General features: G+C 71.2%; 17 protein-coding genes. 7 read left to right on the forward strand and 10 right to left on the reverse strand.

Annotation, left to right across the window (positions count from 1 at the left end; all coding sequences use genetic code 11):
* Nucleotides 1–2: 2 nt before the first annotated feature.
* From AC5677_RS17725 to hemL, 4 genes are all read right to left on the reverse strand, one after another.
* Nucleotides 3–611, reverse strand: coding sequence for a TlpA family protein disulfide reductase (locus tag AC5677_RS17725; protein ID WP_497195987.1), 609 nt, complete (start codon nucleotides 609–611; stop codon nucleotides 3–5).
* Between the two features lie 202 nt (nucleotides 612–813).
* On the reverse strand, nucleotides 814–2,037 hold the full coding sequence (locus AC5677_RS17730; RefSeq protein WP_497195988.1) for a polysaccharide deacetylase family protein: 1,224 nt from the start codon (nucleotides 2,035–2,037) through the stop codon (nucleotides 814–816).
* Between the two features lie 145 nt (nucleotides 2,038–2,182).
* A complete protein-coding gene (locus tag AC5677_RS17735) occupies nucleotides 2,183–2,863 on the reverse strand; it encodes a histidine phosphatase family protein (protein WP_497195989.1) in 681 nt (226 codons plus the stop codon).
* Between the two features lie 47 nt (nucleotides 2,864–2,910).
* Nucleotides 2,911–4,218, reverse strand: coding sequence for a glutamate-1-semialdehyde 2,1-aminomutase (hemL, locus tag AC5677_RS17740; RefSeq protein ID WP_497195990.1), 1,308 nt, complete (start codon nucleotides 4,216–4,218; stop codon nucleotides 2,911–2,913).
* A gap of 325 nt (nucleotides 4,219–4,543) precedes the next feature.
* On the opposite strand from hemL, the gene AC5677_RS17745 reads away from it, so the two are divergent.
* On the forward strand, nucleotides 4,544–5,104 hold the full coding sequence (locus AC5677_RS17745; protein ID WP_403506051.1) for a hypothetical protein: 561 nt from the start codon (nucleotides 4,544–4,546) through the stop codon (nucleotides 5,102–5,104).
* Between the two features lie 219 nt (nucleotides 5,105–5,323).
* Here the strand turns inward: AC5677_RS17745 and AC5677_RS17750 are convergent, their stop codons facing one another.
* From AC5677_RS17750 to AC5677_RS17760, 3 genes are all read right to left on the reverse strand, one after another.
* A complete protein-coding gene (locus AC5677_RS17750; protein WP_497195991.1) occupies nucleotides 5,324–6,496 on the reverse strand; it encodes a cation diffusion facilitator family transporter in 1,173 nt (390 codons plus the stop codon).
* A 162-nt stretch (nucleotides 6,497–6,658) separates the two neighbouring features.
* Nucleotides 6,659–7,396 carry an SDR family NAD(P)-dependent oxidoreductase gene (locus AC5677_RS17755; protein ID WP_497195992.1) on the reverse strand — a complete coding sequence of 246 codons (738 nt, stop codon included), beginning with the start codon at nucleotides 7,394–7,396 and terminating at the stop codon, nucleotides 6,659–6,661.
* 311 nt (nucleotides 7,397–7,707) lie between these two features.
* Complete coding sequence (locus tag AC5677_RS17760; RefSeq protein ID WP_497195993.1) at nucleotides 7,708–8,214, reverse strand: cupin domain-containing protein; 507 nt, start codon at nucleotides 8,212–8,214, stop codon at nucleotides 7,708–7,710.
* Nucleotides 8,215–8,359: 145 nt separating this feature from the next.
* Here AC5677_RS17760 and AC5677_RS17765 point away from each other — a divergent pair, with 145 nt between their 5' ends.
* Nucleotides 8,360–8,770 (forward strand): MazG-like family protein, encoded by a 411-nt coding sequence (locus tag AC5677_RS17765; RefSeq protein ID WP_497195994.1) that lies wholly within the window; start codon nucleotides 8,360–8,362, stop codon nucleotides 8,768–8,770.
* Between the two features lie 5 nt (nucleotides 8,771–8,775).
* On the opposite strand, the gene AC5677_RS17770 is transcribed toward AC5677_RS17765, so the two are convergent.
* Nucleotides 8,776–9,357 (reverse strand): TIGR03086 family metal-binding protein, encoded by a 582-nt coding sequence (locus AC5677_RS17770; protein ID WP_497195995.1) that lies wholly within the window; start codon nucleotides 9,355–9,357, stop codon nucleotides 8,776–8,778.
* Nucleotides 9,358–9,452: 95 nt separating this feature from the next.
* Between AC5677_RS17770 and AC5677_RS17775 the strand changes: the two genes are divergently transcribed.
* On the forward strand, nucleotides 9,453–10,292 hold the full coding sequence (locus AC5677_RS17775) for a DUF6597 domain-containing transcriptional factor (RefSeq protein WP_497195996.1): 840 nt from the start codon (nucleotides 9,453–9,455) through the stop codon (nucleotides 10,290–10,292).
* A 36-nt stretch (nucleotides 10,293–10,328) separates the two neighbouring features.
* Here the strand turns inward: AC5677_RS17775 and AC5677_RS17780 are convergent, their stop codons facing one another.
* The gene (locus AC5677_RS17780) at nucleotides 10,329–10,985 is read right to left on the reverse strand and encodes a TetR/AcrR family transcriptional regulator (protein ID WP_497195997.1); all 657 of its coding nucleotides are present in this window, start codon (nucleotides 10,983–10,985) and stop codon (nucleotides 10,329–10,331) included.
* A gap of 152 nt (nucleotides 10,986–11,137) precedes the next feature.
* Between AC5677_RS17780 and AC5677_RS17785 the strand changes: the two genes are divergently transcribed.
* The gene (locus AC5677_RS17785; RefSeq protein ID WP_497195998.1) at nucleotides 11,138–12,709 is read left to right on the forward strand and encodes an FAD-dependent oxidoreductase; all 1,572 of its coding nucleotides are present in this window, start codon (nucleotides 11,138–11,140) and stop codon (nucleotides 12,707–12,709) included.
* 107 nt (nucleotides 12,710–12,816) lie between these two features.
* Here AC5677_RS17785 and AC5677_RS17790 read toward each other — a convergent pair whose 3' ends face one another.
* A complete protein-coding gene (locus tag AC5677_RS17790; protein ID WP_497196665.1) occupies nucleotides 12,817–13,536 on the reverse strand; it encodes an AAA family ATPase in 720 nt (239 codons plus the stop codon).
* Nucleotides 13,537–13,622: 86 nt separating this feature from the next.
* Between AC5677_RS17790 and AC5677_RS17795 the strand changes: the two genes are divergently transcribed.
* The 3 genes from AC5677_RS17795 (at nucleotide 13,623) to AC5677_RS17805 (ending at nucleotide 15,880) form a co-directional block, all read left to right on the forward strand.
* Nucleotides 13,623–13,958, forward strand: coding sequence for a YnfA family protein (locus AC5677_RS17795; protein WP_497195999.1), 336 nt, complete (start codon nucleotides 13,623–13,625; stop codon nucleotides 13,956–13,958).
* 131 nt (nucleotides 13,959–14,089) lie between these two features.
* On the forward strand, nucleotides 14,090–14,884 hold the full coding sequence (locus tag AC5677_RS17800; RefSeq protein ID WP_497196000.1) for an SDR family NAD(P)-dependent oxidoreductase: 795 nt from the start codon (nucleotides 14,090–14,092) through the stop codon (nucleotides 14,882–14,884).
* A 210-nt stretch (nucleotides 14,885–15,094) separates the two neighbouring features.
* The gene (locus AC5677_RS17805) at nucleotides 15,095–15,880 is read left to right on the forward strand and encodes a DUF2306 domain-containing protein (RefSeq protein WP_497196001.1); all 786 of its coding nucleotides are present in this window, start codon (nucleotides 15,095–15,097) and stop codon (nucleotides 15,878–15,880) included.
* The last annotated feature ends 508 nt before the right edge of the window (nucleotides 15,881–16,388 follow it).

Here is a 16,388-nt window from a genome sequence, read left to right on the forward strand (position 1 = left end):
GATCACTTCTCGGCGATCAGCGGGTCGATCATCTTGTGCAGATCGTCCTTGGTGAGCGGACCGAGCGAGCGGGCGGCGATCCTGCCCTGCCGGTCGAGGGCGATGGTCGAGGGGACCGACTGCGGGTTCAGGCTGCCCGGGGGGAAGCGCAGCAGCAGCTTGCCCTTGGGGTCGTACAGGCTCGGGTACGGCATCTTGTGCTGTTCCTCGAAGTTGACGGCCTGCACCAGCTCCGGGTCACGGGTGTTGATCCCGACGAACTGCACGCCCTTGGCCTTGGTCTCGTTCGCGACCTTCGCGAAATTCGGCGCCTCGGCGATGCACGGCCCGCACCAGGATCCCCAGACGTTGAGGACGACGACCTTGCCCTTGTAGTCGGCGACGTCCAGCGCCTTGCCGGCGGTGGTCTTCCCGGACAGGTCGGGCGCCGCCTTCCGGTCGGCCCTGGGCACCGTGGCGATGCCGTTCTTGCCCTGCACGAACCGGGTCTGGGCGGAGCCGCCGGAGGTGCCCTCGGCGCAGGCACTCAGCGCGAGCGATGCCGCCGCGGCCCCCGCGGCGAACAGGGCAATGCGGCGACGGCTGGTGCGGCGTGGACGGCAGGCACTCATGTGAAAAGTTTCGCATGGGCCGATTCCGGATCTTCCGCACCCCCCTCGCACGGCGCCGCCCGGCACAACGGGGCATGCCGGGAGGTACGGACTCGGGGCAGGTGCGGGGCCCGGCCGGACGCGGGGGCCCGGTCAGGGCCGTGCGGCGTGGGACGGACGCGGGGGTTCAGACGGACGCGGGAACCCGGACGGACGCAGGCACTCAGGCCGCCGAGAGGTACGCGTTCCAGCCACCGGCCGGCCGCTCGCCGACGCCCATCCGCTGGAGCTTGGCCAGCACCTCCGGGTCCTGGGCGTCGATCCAGTCGGTGAACTGCCGGAAGGAGACGAGATGCACATCGCGGTTGCTCTCGTCGGCGATGTGCTTGAGCGCTTCCTCGACGGCGTCCATGTAGATGCCGCCGTTCCACTGCTCGAAGTGGTTGCCGATGAAAAACGGCGCGCGGTTGGTCTCGTAGGCCCGCTTGAATCCGGCGATATAGGCGTCGGTGGCCTGCTGCCGCCATCCGGGGTAGTTGGCCGGCGGGGCCTTGGTGGAGTTCCGCGACTGATTGGCGAGGATGTTGTAGTCCATCGAGAGGACCTCGAAGGAGTGACCCGGGAAGGGAACCTGCTGGAGCGGGAAGTCCCAGATGTCGGACTTTTTCTTGGGCCACATCTGGAGACCGCCGGGCGAGCTGGCGTCGTAGCGCCAGCCGAGATTCTTGATGGTCGGCAGGAGGTTTTCCTGACCGAGCAGGCAGGGGGTACGGCCGCCGACCAATTCCTTGCGGTAGTCGAACGGCAGCGGTTCTATGTCCGTGAACCCCGTATGCGTACGCCACTTGGTGACAAAATCCATCGCCTGGTCGATCTCGGACTGCCATTGCCGGGGCGTCCAGTGCTTCACGGTGCCGGATCCGGAGCAGAAGTGGCCGTTGAAGTGGGTGCCGACCTCATGGCCGTCCAGCCAGGCCTCGCGTACGTACTTCAGCGTCTGCTTTATGTGGTCATCGGCGAGATAGCCGATGTCGGAGGCGCCGCGGCGGTTGTTCGGCGGGTCGTAGAGGTGGCGCTTGGATTCCGGGAGGAGATAGAGCCCGGAGAGGAAGAACGTCATGGCCGCGCCGTGGTCCTTGGCGAGCTTGAGGAAGCGCGGGAAGAGGCCGTTGCCGACCTCTCCCGCGCCGTCCCAGGAGAAGACCACGAACTGCGGCGGGGTCTGGCCGGGCTCCAGCCGTTCGGGGCGCTTGGGCTGATGGGGCTGCGCACCCGAATTGGCAGTGGAGCCGTCGCCGATGAGCTTTGAGCGGGCCTGCACCGAGTTCTGCACCCGTTGCTTGTCCGCCTCCTCGCCCGAACCGGACGAGGAGCAGCCGGCTATGCCAAAGGCGGCCGCCGCCCCAACTCCCATGCCCAGCAGGTCCCGCCGACTGATCGCGCGCATACCGTGACCCCATCCGTACTCGCCGTACTCAAAGTCCATATAAACGGACAACTGAGTAGAGGGCATGTCGAAGGATGGGGTTCCGATTTATGCGCTCACATCTCTTGTTTTCCTCGCGTTTGACATTCCGCCAATTGAGGCGGCATCAGGCCCCGAAAGCCTTGGACTTTCCCTTGGCGGGTTTGGCGCCCGCCAGAAGATGGGAGGGAACCAGGTCGCGCGCCGGCTCGCTGTAGCCGACCGAGACGATCTTGTCGCCGTGGAACGTGAACGACGTCAGCGAGGCGAGCGTGCACTGCCGCTTCCGCGGGTCGTGCCACAGCCGCCGCCGCTCGGCGAAGCTGCGCACGATCCAGATCGGCAGCTGATGGCTGACCGCCACCGCCTCGTGCCCGCGCGCCGCGTCCCGCGCCGCGCCGAGCGCCGCCATCATCCGGACGACCTGCTCGATGTACGGCTCGCCCCACGAAGGCCGGAACGGATTGGTCAGGTACTTCCAGTTCCCCGGCTTCTTCAGCGCGCCGTCACCGACCCCGAAGGTCTTCCCCTCGAAGACGTTGCCCGCCTCGATCAGCCGCTCGTCGGTGGCCAGATCCAGCCCATGGGCACCCGCGATCGGCAGCGCGGTCTCCTGCGCACGCTCCAGCGGGGAGGCGACGACATGGGTGATGTCCCGCCCCGCCAGATGCTCCGCGACCCGGTCGGCCATCTTCCGGCCCAGATCGGAGAGGTGATAGCCGGGGCGGCGCCCGTAGAGAACGCCCTCCGGGTTGTGCACCTCGCCGTGCCGCATCAGATGCACCACGGTGATGTCGTCGCCGCTCATGTCCCCGTCACTCACCTTCCGGTCACTCGCCTGCCGGTCCGTGGCGCTCACGCGGTCGCCTCGGCGGCGGCCCGCGCCGCGGACGGCAGCGCGGCGGCGATCCGCTCGATGGCCGCCGCATCGTGCGCGGTCGAGACGAACCACGACTCGAAGGCGGACGGCGGGAGGTAGACGCCCTGCGCCAGCATCGACTGGAAGAAGGCGGTGAACCGGAACGACTCCTGCGTCTTCGCCGTCTCGTAGTTCGTCACGTCCCGGTCGGTGAAGAAGACCGAGAACATGTTGCCCGCCACCTGGAGCCGGTGCGCCACGCCCGCCTTGGTGAGCGCCTCGTCGACCAGCGTCCGCAGCTCGGCGGAGACCGCGTCGACCTTCTCGTACGCCGCATCGTCCAGCAGCCGCAGCTGCGCGACGCCCGCGGCGGTGGCGATCGGGTTCCCGGACAGGGTGCCCGCCTGATAGACCGGCCCGGCCGGCGCGAGGTGCGCCATGACGTCGGCGCGCCCGCCGAACGCCGCCGCCGGGAAGCCACCGCCCATGACCTTGCCGAAGGTCATCAGGTCCGGACGGACGCCGTCGATCCCGTACCAGCCGGCCTTGCTGACCCGGAAGCCGGTCATGACCTCGTCGGAGATGTAGAGCGCACCGTTGGCGGAGCAGAGGTCCTTGAGCCCCTGGTTGAAGCCGGGCAGCGGCGGCACCACGCCCATGTTCCCCGGCGACGCCTCCGTGATGACGCACGCGATCTCGCCCTCGTGCGCGGCGAACGCGGCCCGGACCGCCTCCAGGTCGTTGTACGGCAGCACGATCGTGTCGCCCGCCTGCGCACCGGTCACCCCGGGCGTGTCGGGCAGCGCGAAGGTCGCCACTCCCGAACCGGCCGCGGCGAGCAGCGCGTCGACATGCCCGTGGTAGCAGCCCGCGAACTTGACCACCTTCGCCCGGCCGGTGAACCCGCGCGCCAGCCGGATCGCCGACATCGTCGCCTCGGTGCCGGACGAGACCAGCCGCACCTGCTCGACCGGCTCGATGCGGGCCACGATCTCCTCGGCCAGCTCGACCTCGCCCGCGCCGGGCGTGCCGAACGACGTACCGCGGGCGACCGCCTCCTGGACGGCGGCCGTCACCTCGGGGTGCGAGTGGCCGAGGATCATCGGCCCCCACGAACACACCAGATCGACATACTCCCGGCCATCGGCGTCGGTGAGGTACGGACCCGTACCGGACACCATGAAACGGGGCGTACCGCCCACGGCGCGGAACGCCCGCACCGGGGAATTGACGCCGCCCGGGGTCACCACGGACGCCCGGTCGAACAGCGACTGCGAAACAGGGGCTTCATACGGAAAAGACACTGTGATCCTGACCTGCATAAACGGAGGGAGGGCGGCGACACGCGGACACGGCCCGGCTGACAACGGTGCGGGAATCCCCTCGCGGACCCCATCGGGCGCCGCGCGGTTCCATCTCGGTCCCTTTTTTGATTCCTCTCGCTCTCGACCGGGCGTCAGCCCCCATGCGTCTGCAAAACTGGGGCGACGGACGAGTAAGTCACGCAAGCAATGGTCTCAGAGGCATACAGGGGCGCGTGGCCGGGCGTTTCACATGCCGGTTACGGGGGAGGTCTCTGTGACGATGATCGGGTTGCGCGGCTTGGGCTGCGAGTGGTCGGGTGGAGATATGCATCGCGGTGGCGAACTGGGTGAGGGGACCAATGACCGGGGTCCCGAGCGCGCCCAGCGCGGCCGTCACCGGCGCGAGGACGTCGAGGGCATCACGGGCGGGGAACACAGGGGCGGCCGCATGGGGGTGACATACAAATACTTCGGCGCGCCGAATGGCGCGACCGCGGCCCGGGTCCCGATCTCGATGCGCCCCGAGGAACTCGGCGGCGACGAACTCGGCATGGGCGGCATGTTCACCAAGATCAAGCCGGAGACCATGGCGGCGATGGTCCTCACCGGTATAGAGGGCATACCCCTCCATAAGGTCCCCCCGCTCGAGCTGGTGGTCCTCCACCCCGATTACGCCGTCGTCAAGCTCCCCATGACCGTCGTCGACCCGCTGCGCGGCGTCGGCGAGGAATCGGTCGGCGCGGCCGCCTTCATCTGGTCCACCGTCCCCGACCGCGGCGGCCCCCGCGACGCCTACACCGTCTACCAGCTCCTGCACGAGTGGCAGGACTTCAGTCACCGGCTGCACGAGGCGGGACATCAGGCGTACTGCCTGGTGTGGCCCTGACCTGACCTGCCCTGCCCTGGTCTGCCCTGGTCCGCCCTGACCTGACCGGCGCTGACCACCGTGCCGCGAGGCATCGGCGCTCGGGCATGGACGCCGGGGCGTAGGCGCGGGCGCGTAGGCGAAGGCGTAGGCGCGAAGGCGAAGGCATAGGCGCCGAGGCATATCGACGCGGGCCGTCCCGGCGGCCACGCCTCGCCGGCCGGTTCGGAGGGCTCCTCGTCAGGCGGGGGCGTGCCGCCGGCGGTGATCGTGACGGTGCGGCTGCTGTCGGCGGTGATCGTGATGGTGTGCCAGCGCGGCATGCGGATCAGCGGCGGCGCCGTCGAGGAGGGCGGCGGCGGGGTCCGTGTGGACGGTGGCCCCGGTGAGCCGCGGCACCGCATGGATCAAGGCGTGCTCGGCCGCCACCGCCAGCTCGTGCGCCGCCGCCACCGACAGCCGCGGGTCGACCACGATGTCCGTCTCGGCCCGGAGCGTGTGGCCGATCCACCGCATCCGCACCGTCCCGATGTCCCGCACCCCCGGCACACCGCGCAGCGCGGACTCGGCCCGCTCGACCAGCTCCGGATCGACGGCGTCCATCAGCCGCCGGCAGACCTCCCGCGCCGTGTCCCGCAGCACCAGCACGATGGCGGCGGTGATCAGCAGGCCGACCACCGGGTCGGCCGCCCGCCAGCCGAGCGCCACGCCGCCCGCCCCCAGCAGCACGGCGAGCGAGGTGAAGCCGTCGGCGCGGGCATGCAGTCCGTCCGCGACCAGCGCCGCCGAACCGATCTTCCGGCCGGTACGGATCCGGTAGCGGGCCACCCACTCGTTGCCGACACACCCGACCACCGCGGCCAGCGCCACCGCCCCCAGGTGGGAGACGTCCCTGGGGTGCAGCAACCGGTCGACGGCCTCCCAGGCGGCAACCACCGCCGACGCGGCGACCGTCAGCATGATGGCGATACCGGCCAGATCCTCGGCCCGGCCGTAGCCGTAGGTGTAGCGGCGATCCGCCGCCCGCCGGCCCAGCACGAAGGCGATGCCCAACGGCACGGCGGTCAGCGCGTCGGCGGCGTTGTGGACGGTGTCCCCCAGCAGCGCCACCGACCCCGACCAGACGACCACCAGGGCCTGCACCGCGGCGGTCAGCCCCAGGACGGCCAGTGAGATCCACAGCGTGCGCATCCCTTCGCCGGAGGCCTCCAGCGCGGGGTCGACCTTGTCCGCCGCCTGGTGGCCGTGCGGCTTCATCAGGTGCGCGGCCCGGTGGCGTACGGCTGACATGACGGATAGCGCCGGTGTGGTCGACATGTGAGGGTGGTGTTGATGGTGCTCATGATGATGGTCTGGGTCGCGGTCAGGATGGTGGTCTTGATGGTGGTCCAGATGGTGCCGACGCCCCTCCATACACCTCATCGTGGCACCGCAACTTCCCTGCAGCCACTGCCGATATAGGGCTCATGACCAGGTGCAATGGCCTCGCAGATGCCTGCTTGCTCGCAGATGCCTGCCTACTCGCAGATGCTTGCCCAGGTGTGGTGCAACGGCTGCGCGTCCGCGGCGGCGGCCTCACCACGTAGGACGGGCCGAGACCCCGCCGTCCACGACGAGATTGTGACCGGTGATCCAGGAGGCCATCGGGGAGGCGAGGAAGACACAGGCATCGCCGACGTCGTCGGGCCGCCCCAACCGCCCGGCGGGCGCGGCCGCTTGCCAGCGCCGCACCCCCTCCGGCCAGTCGTCCTCCAGGCCGGGACGCGCGATCAGTCCCGGTGAGACGCTGTTGACGCGGATGCCGTACGCCCCGTACTCCAGCGCCGCCGACCGCGCATGCATCACCACCGCCGCCTTGGCCGCGCTGTAGTGGGCATGCAGCGGCGCCGGGCGGTCCGCCTCGATGGAGGCGATATGGGTCACCGATCCCCCGCCGGCCGCTCGCATCACGTCCATCGCGGCCTGCGTGCAGGCAAAGACGCTGTGGACGTTCGGATCCGCCACCGCCCGCCAGTCGGCGAGCGACATGCCCGCCAGCGCCTGGGTCGGCTGCACCCCCGCGTTGTTGACCAGCGCGGTCAGCCGGCCGCGCCAGGCGGCGGCCTCCGACACGAGCCGGTGGCACTCCTCTTCGACGGTCAGATCGGCGGGCAGCGCCAGGGCGTTCCCGCCGTCCGCCTCGATCCGCCGGACCAGCTCCTGCGCGGCACCGGCAGCCGTACGGTAATGCGCCACCACGGCGGCACCCGCCGCGGCGAACCGCAGCGCGATCCCGCGGCCGATGGTGCCGCCTGCGCCGGTGACCAGGGCCACTTGGCCGCTGAGGTCGGGGAGGGACGGGTGGGTGGGGCGGGTGGGGCGGTCGAGGTGGTCGGGGCGGTCGAGGTGGTCGGCTTGATCCGCACGACCGGATCGCTCGGATCGCTCGGATAGATCTGATTGATCGGGGCGATCACGGTAACCGGGCCGGCCGAGGTGGTCGGGGCTATCTGGCCGACGGGGGCCGCCCTGTTGGCCGGGCGTGTCGTTAGCACGTTCGGGCGTACTTCCGGCCCCACCGGCCCCCTCGGGAGTGACCGGCCCACCGCCCACGTTGTGGGCCCCAAAGGGGGCCGTCGCCCCTGTCATGGCCGGCTCAGCTCCGCGATCCGCGCCGCCTCCCGGGGGAACTGCACCGCCAGTTCGGCGGCGTCCCCGTGCTCGTAGTCCTCGAAGGTGAAGCCCGGCGCCATGGTGCAGCCGAAGAACGCCCACGAACCGCCATCGGCGACCGCCGCGGCCATCCACGTACCGGCCGGGACGGTGAACTGGACGTGCTGCCCGCCCAGGATGTCCGGGCCGAGGACGACCGTACGGGCGGTGCCGTCCGCGTACAGCAGCAACAGGGTCAGCGGATCGCCCCGGTAGAAGTGCCAGATCTCATCGGTCGGCAACCGGTGCAGTGCGGAGAAGTCACCGGGATCGGCGGTCAGCAGCATGACGATCGCCGACCCCTCCGGCCGCCCGTCCGCCCGCTCGGGCCCGGCCCAGGTACGCCGGAACCGCCCGCCCTCGCGGGGCAGCGGGACCAGCCCATAGAAGTCGATCAGGGCCTCGGGCGTCGGCTGAGGCATGGGCGTCGGCTGATGCATGACGGCCTCCCGTACTGCTGGTGTGGTCCACACCCTAGGCAGGAGGCGGGCGCGGCGCGGGCACAATCGGGCCATGCCTGATGCCGTGCCCTACGTCGTGTCTGACGCCATGCCTTACGCCGTGTCTGACGCCATGCCTGATCCCGTGTCTGACGCCATGCCCGGCGCCGTGCCTCCTGCCGTACCCGATGCCGGGTCGGGCACCGAGGGTGCCTCGGCGGGGGCGGCCGCCTGGGAGGTCGTCGAAGAGCTGGTGCGCTGGCTCGACCGGGAGAGTGCGTTGCCGCCCGAACAGGTGCGGCTGCTGCGGATCCTCAAACTCTCGGAGGAGGCGGGCGAGGTCGCGCAGGCCGTCATAGGGGCCACCGGCCAGAACCCGCGCAAGGGTCACAGCCACACCTGGGACGACGTACAGAGCGAACTCTGCGACGTGATCGTGACGGCGATGGTGGCGCTGCGGACGCTGACACCGGAAGCGCGCGGGGTGCTCGCCCGGCATCTGGGCCGGGTGGCGGAGCGGGCCGCGTCCCTGCCTGGCCCGTCGGCATCTGGCTGACGCCCTCAGCCGGCCGGCCAGTGGGGATCGCGCCCCGTCTCCGCCAGCAGCATCTCGAAGTCGGACGCGCCCGGCGGTACGGGGACCGGCGCGGCGAAGACGTCCATCTTCCGGGCCGTCGGGGACATCTGGGCGACCAGCGCGCGCAGCTCGGCCAGGCACCCCGCGGCCGGCACATACGCCTGGCCCGTCGCCCGCGCCACGTCCCAGGTGTGCACCGTCAGATCCAGCAGCACCATCCCGCCGACGATCCGGGCCGGCAGCTTCATCCCACCGCTCAGCCCGTCCTCCGCGCCGGGCGCCGCCCAGGCCTCGACCAGCCGCGCCGCCTCCTCGGCGAACCGGTCCGGCCACCGCGCCGCGTACTCGCCGATCCGGTCGGGCGTACGGCTGAAGTCGGCGTCCTTCTTGGCGGCCAGCGCCTGGAACTCGACGATCACGTGAAAGAGGTGGTTGAGCAGGTCCCGTACGTCGTATGCGGCGCACGGCGTCGGCCGGTCCAGCTGGTCGTCGCGCACGCCGCGCAGGACGGGGAGCGCGGCCCCGGCGGCCGCGTCGAGCAGTTCGCTGATGGGTTCTTGTGTCATGTGCCCGACGCTAGGAGCCCCCCGCGCCGGTGGCTTGAAAAAACGCGACAGCAGGCCTCTTCGTCAGCGTCACCACGCGCTCTAGGCTCGTGGGTATGACCGCTCCACGGCGCGATACCCGGGGCATCGTCGACGCCCGGGAACTCCTCACAAAGGTGCGGTTCCGCCGCCGCGTCCCCGCCGCACCGCTGCGCCCGTACGTGGAGCACTACTGGCTGATCGACTGGGATCTGGCCGAGCCGTACGCCACACATGTCGTCCCGCACCCGTCCGTGAACGTCGTCTTCCAGCGGTACGCGGACCGGCGCTGCTTCGGCGAGGTCGCGGGTGTCGGGCTGGAGCTGTTCTCGCAGAAGCTGGTGGGGCGGGGGCGGGTGTGCGGGGTGCAGTTCCGGCCAGGTGGCTTCCGGCCGTTCGCGCCGGGGCGGCCGGTCACGGACTGGACGGGGCGGCGGCTGCCGCTCGATGTGGTGTTCGGCGGTGGGGAGCACGGCCGCGCGGACCGCCCCGATGGAGGCGCGCACGCGCCCGGTGTGCTGGAGCCGGACGACGAGGACGCCCGGGTGGCCGCGCTCGATGCCTTTCTGACCCCGCTGCTACGGGGCGGGCCGCGGGTCCTGGAGCAGGCCGGGCTCGCCATGCGGCTGGCCGACCGGATCCGCCGGGACCGTACGATCCGGCGGGTTGCGGAGTTCGCACGGGACGAGCGGATGTCCGTACGGGCGCTGCAGCGGCTGTTCGCCGGGTATGTCGGGGTCAGCCCCAAGTGTGTGCTGCTGCGCCATCGCGTCCATGAGGCCCTGGAGCGTGCCGCCTCCGGGGCGGAGGCCGACTGGGCCGCGGTCGCCGCCGAGTTGGGCTACAGCGATCAGGCGCATCTGATCCGGGAGGTCACGGCGACCGTGGGGGTGTCCCCGACGGCGTACGGGCGCTGAGCCGCGGCCCGGAGCGCCGCATGCGGGGCGGGCTCCTCAGGGCCGTTCGGCCGTCAGGTAACGCTGGATGGTGGGGGCCAGCCACGCCACGATGTCGTCACGGTCGAGCGCGACGGCGGGCGGCATGTGCAGGACATAGCGGCACAGCGCCATGCCCAGGATCTGAGATCCGATCAGCGCGGCGCGCATCGGGGCCTCTTCGGGCACCGGGCAGACGGCGTCGAGCACCGGCCTGATCTGCTCGGCGAAGATCTCCCGCACCCGCTCCGCGCCCGCGGTGTTGGTGACGCCGACGCGCATCATGCCGGTCAGCGTCTCGTCGCCCTCCCAGCGCTCGATGAAGTGGCGGACGAGCCGGGCGCCGACCTCCTCGTGCGGTACACGGCTGAGGTCGGGGAGGCGCAGGTCGATCTCCGAGGCGGCCGCGAAGAGGCCCTCCTTGTTGCCGTAGTAGCGCATCACCATCGACGGATCGATGCCCGCGTCGCGGGCGATGGCGCGGATCGTGGCGCGCTCGTAGCCGTCGGCGGCGAAGCGGTCCCGGGCGGCGGCGAGGATCGCGGCGCGGGTCGCCGCGGAGCGGCGGGGGCGGGTGTGGGCGCCGGCGTCGGGGGCCTCGGCGGCGACGGGGGGTGCGCCGGCGTCCACGTCGGGCCTGGTGGGAGGGGTGGTGGCAGGTCTGCGCTCGGTCATGCCAACAAATGTAGGCCAACGACTGTTGACATGCCACTCGCGGGCGATTTACGCTTGCCAACAAGCGTTGACCAACACCTGTTGGCACTCTCGCGCTCTTTGCTCAGTTGGATCAGTTGGATCAGTTGGATCAGTTGGCACTGGAGGCGGCCATGGCGGCGACGAACCGCAAGCCCAGCACCACCGACTCGACGACAACCCCCGAGACCGAGACGCCGGACAGCGACGTCATCGTCGTCGGCGCCGGCCCGACCGGACTGCTGCTCGCCGGCGACCTCGCCGAGGCCGGACTGCGTGTCACACTCCTGGAGCGCCGCCCCGAGGCGCTCAGCAATCTCACCCGCGCGCTGGTGGTGCATGCCCGCACCCTGGAGCAGCTGGACGCCCGCGGGCTCGCCGACGAGCTGGTCGCCGGCGGCCATCGGCTCACCCGTCTCCGGCTCTTCGGTGACGCGTCCCTCGACCCCTCGCTCATCCCGTCCCGCTTCCCCTTTGTACTGGTCACCCCGCAGTTCGAGGTGGAACGGCTGCTCGCACGGCGGGCCCGCGCGGCCGGGGTCACCTTCCGCCACGGCTGTGAGGTGCTCGGCCTTGTCCAGGACGCCGACGGGGTGACGGTCCGCGTCCGCGACGCCGAGGGCACCGGTCGTGCCCGCGCCGCCTACCTCGCCGGCACGGACGGTGTGCGCAGCACGATCCGCGAGACCCTCGGCCTGCCCTTCCCCGGCCGGTCGGCCGTCCGCTCGCTGGTCCTCGCCGATGTCCGGCTCGCGCAGGAGCCCGCGTCCCCCTTCGCCGTCAACTCCACCCGTGACGCCTTCGCGCTGATCGCCTCGTTCGGCGACGGCTGGTACCGGGTCATCGGCTGGGACCGCCACCACCGGGGCGCCGATGACGCGCCCGCCGACTTCAACGAGGTCCGCGAGTGCGTGCGGCGCGCCTTCGGCAGCGACTACGGCATGCATGACGCCCGCTGGGTCTCGCGCTTCCACAGCGACGAACGCCAGGTCTCCGACTACCGCACGGGGCGCGTCTTCCTCGCCGGGGACGCCGCGCACGTCCACTCCCCGGCCGGCGGCCAGGGCATGAACACCGGCCTGCAGGACGCCGCCAACCTCAGCTGGAAGCTGGCCGCGGTGCTGCACGGCCACGCCCCCGACAGCTTGCTGGACAGCTATCAGAGCGAGCGTCATCCGGTCGGCAAGCAGGTGCTGCGCACCAGCGGCGCCATCCTCCGCCTCGGGCTGGTGCACACCGCGCCGGCGTTCGCCGCCCGCGCCCTGGCCGCCCGGCTCGTCAACGGCTTCCGCCCGCTGTCCCGCCGTGCGGTCCGTGCCCTCTCCGGCATCGACATCAGCTACCGCGCCGCGCGCGGCGCCCACCGCCTCGCCGGTCGTCGCGCCCCCGATGTCCGCCTGGCCGACGGCAGCCGCCTGTACGAACTCCTCCGCCGGGGCACATTCGTCCTCATCACCCCGGCCGATGAGACCGGCTCCCTCCGCCCCGCCACCGACCGCGTCACCGCGGCCTCCTGGGAGAGCGACCGTCGTACCGCCCTGCTCGTCCGCCCCGACGGCTATGTCGCCTGGGCCACCGACGCCACCTCACCGGCCGAGCGCACCGCCGCGCTCCATACCGCTCTCGTGCAGTGGACGGGCGCGGCGATAGCCCCCGCCGGGGCGGGCCCGGCGGAGTCGGCCGACCACGTCGCCGTCACCTCATGAACCAGGGAGCGCATGGCACACGCGAACGCACGCCACGCGAACGCACGCCAGGTCAGCGCATCTCAGGTCGGGGCACGCCAGGTCAACGCACCCCGGGTGAGCACATGTCACGTGAGCACATGCCGTAGATAGGCCCCCGGATCGGTCAGATACCGGCGCCAGTGATCGACGAGGCCCAGCTCCGCCCAGTCGGCAGTCCGCATGCCGTGCTCACCGACCTCGACGATCTCGGCGCCGGGCAGCGCCGTCAGCACCGGCGAGTGCGTGGCACAGATGACCTGCGCGCCCATCGCGGCCAGCTCATCCATCAGGCCCACGAGTTGGAGACAGGAGGAGAACGACAGTGCCGCTTCCGGCTCGTCCATCACATACAGCCCCTGCCGCACGAACTTCTCACGGAAGGCCAGCAGAAAGCCCTCGCCATGGCTCATCGTGCTCGGGGCCAGCCGCTCGCGGCCCAGCGCCTCGAGCGCGGTCTCGGCCCGGAGGAAGAAGCCGCGCCGGCGGGTGCGCGGCCCCCGGACCATCCGCCGCCCGGCGTGCGTGGGATCGAAGCGCACGAGTCCGCCCAGCTCCGACCGCACCTGCGAGCTGGCGTACTTGTAGCCCGCCGAGCCGCCGTACGGGTCCAGCCCGAAGGCCTCCGCCAGCGCCTCCGCCAGGGTCGACTTTCCCGAGCCGTTCTCCCCCACGAGGAAGGTCACCGGGGCCCGGAAGGTCAGCCCCTCCGCCGCCAGCTGCCGTACACAGGGCACGGTCCAGGGCCAGCCGTCCGCGGCCGTCCCCTTCCCTTCCGGGAGGTCCACGTAGGCGCGTTCGATGAGCATGCCCTCGAAACTCTCACAGGGCACTGACATCGGCGTTCCCGACGGTGCCCGCCCTCGCGCGGCCTGCCGCTCCTTAGCCTGGCCCCATGCTGATCGCCCGTTCCATCGCCCTGTTCGTCGTGGCCGCGCTGTTCGAGATCGGCGGTGCCTGGCTGGTCTGGCAGGGGGTCCGGGAACACAAGGGCTGGGTCTGGATCGGCGCGGGGGTGATCGCCCTGGGCCTGTACGGCTTTGTGGCAACGCTCCAGCCGAACGCCGAGTTCGGCCGCATTCTGGCGGCGTACGGCGGGGTCTTCGTCGCCGGGTCGCTGGCCTGGGGCATGGTCGCGGACGGCTACCGCCCCGACCGCTGGGACGTCATCGGCGCGCTGATCTGCCTGGCCGGTATGGCGGTGATCATGTACGTCCCACGGGGCCGCTGACCGCGCCTGCATATCCTGGCCGAGTACAGCCCGACTACACCCCGGCCACGGCCCTGGTACCGCCCGACCACCACCGACCCGGGCCACACCCCGGCCCCGTCCCGGCCCCACCCCGGCCACGAGGAGAGCGCATGACCGCCGACGCCCACACCGCCGAGGGCCGCACCCCGGACGCCGCCGCGTCGGGTGCCCGTACCGCCGTCATCACCGGAGCGAGCAGCGGCATCGGCGCCGCCACCGCACGGCAGCTGGCCGCGGCCGGATACCGCGTCGTCCTGACGGCCCGCCGCAAGGACCGCATCGAGGAGCTCGCCGCCGAGCTGCCGCACGCCGAGGCATACGCCCTCGATGTCACCGACCGCGCCGCCGTCGACGCCTTCGCGGCCGGCCTCGACCGCTGTGACGTCCTCGTCAACAACGCCGGCGGCGCCTACGGCGCCGAGCCCGTCGCCACCGGCGACCCGGCCGACTGGCGCGCGATGTACGAGGTCAATGTGCTCGGTGTGCTCCATATGACCCAGGCGCTGCTGCCCGCCCTCACGGCATCGGGAGACGGCACGGTCGTCGTGCTGTCCTCCACCGCCGGCCTCGCCACCTACGAGGGCGGCGGCGGTTATGTCGCCGCCAAGCACGGCGCGCATGTCATCGCCGAAACGCTCCGCCTGGAGCTGTGCGGCAAGCCCGTACGGATCGTCGAAATCGCCCCCGGCATGGTCAAGACCGAGGAGTTCGCCACCACCCGCTTCCGCGGTGACAGCGCCAAGGCCGCCAAGGTCTACGAGGGCGTGGCCGACCCGCTCAGCGCGGACGATGTCGCCGACACCATCACCTGGGCGATCACTCGCCCCGCACACGTCAACATCGATCTCCTCGTCGTCCGCCCGCGCGCCCAGGCGTCCAACTCCAAGGTTCACCGCACCATGTGAGGCCCCGGCGGCGGGGCGCACCCTCGCGCAAACCCGGGCACCACCCGCGCGCCGCCCCGGGCACCGACCGCGCGCCGCCCCGGGCACCGACGGGCGCCTCGCCCGTCGCCCCACCTGATGCCGTCCCCCTCGCGTACGGGGCCTGGGTACACCCCCAACCGGGTGTCCCGGCCCCGTGTCCCGCGGCGCCGCTCTCGCGAGAGTGGATCCATGACCTCCGCGACGCGCCCGGACGGCCCCGCCGCCGGCCACGCCACCCCACAGGCCACCACCCGCACCGGACCGCCCGGCCCGACCCACCCGACCACACCCCGCGCCCGGCGCCGCCGCGGTGCCTGGTGGCTGATACCCATGGCCGCGGTGATCGTTCTCGTCACCGCCCAGGCGCTGAGCGCCTACATCCCCCCGGACCTGCACACCAGCCGCGTCCCCCCGCGCAGCCAGCTCCACTACGCGCTGCTCCTGGCGCACATCGTCACGGCCACCCTCGCCGTGCTCACCGGCGTCGCCCAGTTCTGGCCCTGGCTACGCCGCCGCCATCCCGCCGTACACCGCTGGACCGGCCGCGCCTACTTCTTCGCCGGCGTCTTCCCGTCCGCGCTCATCGGACTCCCCGTCGTCTACCTCGTGCCCACGGGTCTGAGCAACGAACTCTCCCTGGCCGTCCTCGACATCCTCTGGATCATCACCGGTGTCGCCGGCTACCGCACCGCGCGCCGACGCCGCTACGCCGACCACCGCGTATGGATGATCCGTAACTTCGCCCTCACCCTCGTCGCCATCACCTCGCGCCTCATCCAGCCGCTGCTCGAACACCTCGCGGCCGCCCAGCTCTCCGACCCGGTCAGCTACGGCGGAGACCAACTCACCGCCGCCCATGACATAGCCAGCGGCACAGCCTGGCTCGCCCTCGTCCTCAACCTGATCGTGGCCGAGTACCTGATCCAGCGACACCGCACAGCGAGAAAACGACGCCCGACCTCGTCGCCCCGATGAGGCAGCGAAAACCGGCCGGGCCGCCACACGAAGCACGGGGGCCTGAACGCCTTCCTGAGACGCCCTGCCGAAACGCATCCGCCTGAGCCACCTCGGTCCGGCCGACTCCCCACCTCCGGACCGCATCCGGACCACCTCCGGTCCGTCTCCGGTCCCGGCCGCTCGACCACGTGGAGTGCTGGACCTCAGCCCTTGACGCAGATCACCTGCTTGAGATGATCCATCCCCTCGTATTACTCCTTGCTGACATAGTGATGACGGCAACCGATAACACCAGGGCGGCACTCAACAACCGTCATCCCACTTGGGCATCTTCTGCGCCGTCACATCACGCGGACCGAGCACGGCTCGGCACCATACGCACCCCGGACCCGCCCAATCCCTGAACACGCCGTTCAGCAGTCACAGTTCGAGTAGCCACAGTTCGAGTAGCCACAGTTCGAGCAATCGCAGTTCGGGCAATCGCGCTTCAGGCATACACACTTCGGGCCCGCAGACGCCTGACAAA

It is taken from the genome of Streptomyces sp. JLSY215, assembly GCF_059682825.1.

Excerpts from the sequence above, each read along its gene's own strand:
- AC5677_RS17725 (WP_497195987.1), bottom strand. The coding sequence starts at position 611 with ATGAGTGCCTGCCGTCCACGCCGCACCAGCCGTCGCCGCATTGCCCTG.
- AC5677_RS17730 (WP_497195988.1), bottom strand. The coding sequence starts at position 2,037 with ATGCGCGCGATCAGTCGGCGGGACCTGCTGGGCATGGGAGTTGGGGCG.
- AC5677_RS17735 (WP_497195989.1), bottom strand. The coding sequence starts at position 2,863 with ATGAGCGGCGACGACATCACCGTGGTGCATCTGATGCGGCACGGCGAG.
- AC5677_RS17745 (WP_403506051.1), top strand. The coding sequence starts at position 4,544 with ATGCATCGCGGTGGCGAACTGGGTGAGGGGACCAATGACCGGGGTCCC.
- AC5677_RS17750 (WP_497195991.1), bottom strand. The coding sequence starts at position 6,496 with ATGGAGGGGCGTCGGCACCATCTGGACCACCATCAAGACCACCATCCT.
- AC5677_RS17760 (WP_497195993.1), bottom strand. The coding sequence starts at position 8,214 with ATGCATCAGCCGACGCCCATGCCTCAGCCGACGCCCGAGGCCCTGATC.
- AC5677_RS17770 (WP_497195995.1), bottom strand. The coding sequence starts at position 9,357 with ATGACACAAGAACCCATCAGCGAACTGCTCGACGCGGCCGCCGGGGCC.
- AC5677_RS17775 (WP_497195996.1), top strand. The coding sequence starts at position 9,453 with ATGACCGCTCCACGGCGCGATACCCGGGGCATCGTCGACGCCCGGGAA.
- AC5677_RS17780 (WP_497195997.1), bottom strand. The coding sequence starts at position 10,985 with ATGACCGAGCGCAGACCTGCCACCACCCCTCCCACCAGGCCCGACGTG.
- AC5677_RS17785 (WP_497195998.1), top strand. The coding sequence starts at position 11,138 with ATGGCGGCGACGAACCGCAAGCCCAGCACCACCGACTCGACGACAACC.
- AC5677_RS17790 (WP_497196665.1), bottom strand. The coding sequence starts at position 13,536 with ATGCTCATCGAACGCGCCTACGTGGACCTCCCGGAAGGGAAGGGGACG.
- AC5677_RS17795 (WP_497195999.1), top strand. The coding sequence starts at position 13,623 with ATGCTGATCGCCCGTTCCATCGCCCTGTTCGTCGTGGCCGCGCTGTTC.
- AC5677_RS17800 (WP_497196000.1), top strand. The coding sequence starts at position 14,090 with ATGACCGCCGACGCCCACACCGCCGAGGGCCGCACCCCGGACGCCGCC.
- AC5677_RS17805 (WP_497196001.1), top strand. The coding sequence starts at position 15,095 with ATGACCTCCGCGACGCGCCCGGACGGCCCCGCCGCCGGCCACGCCACC.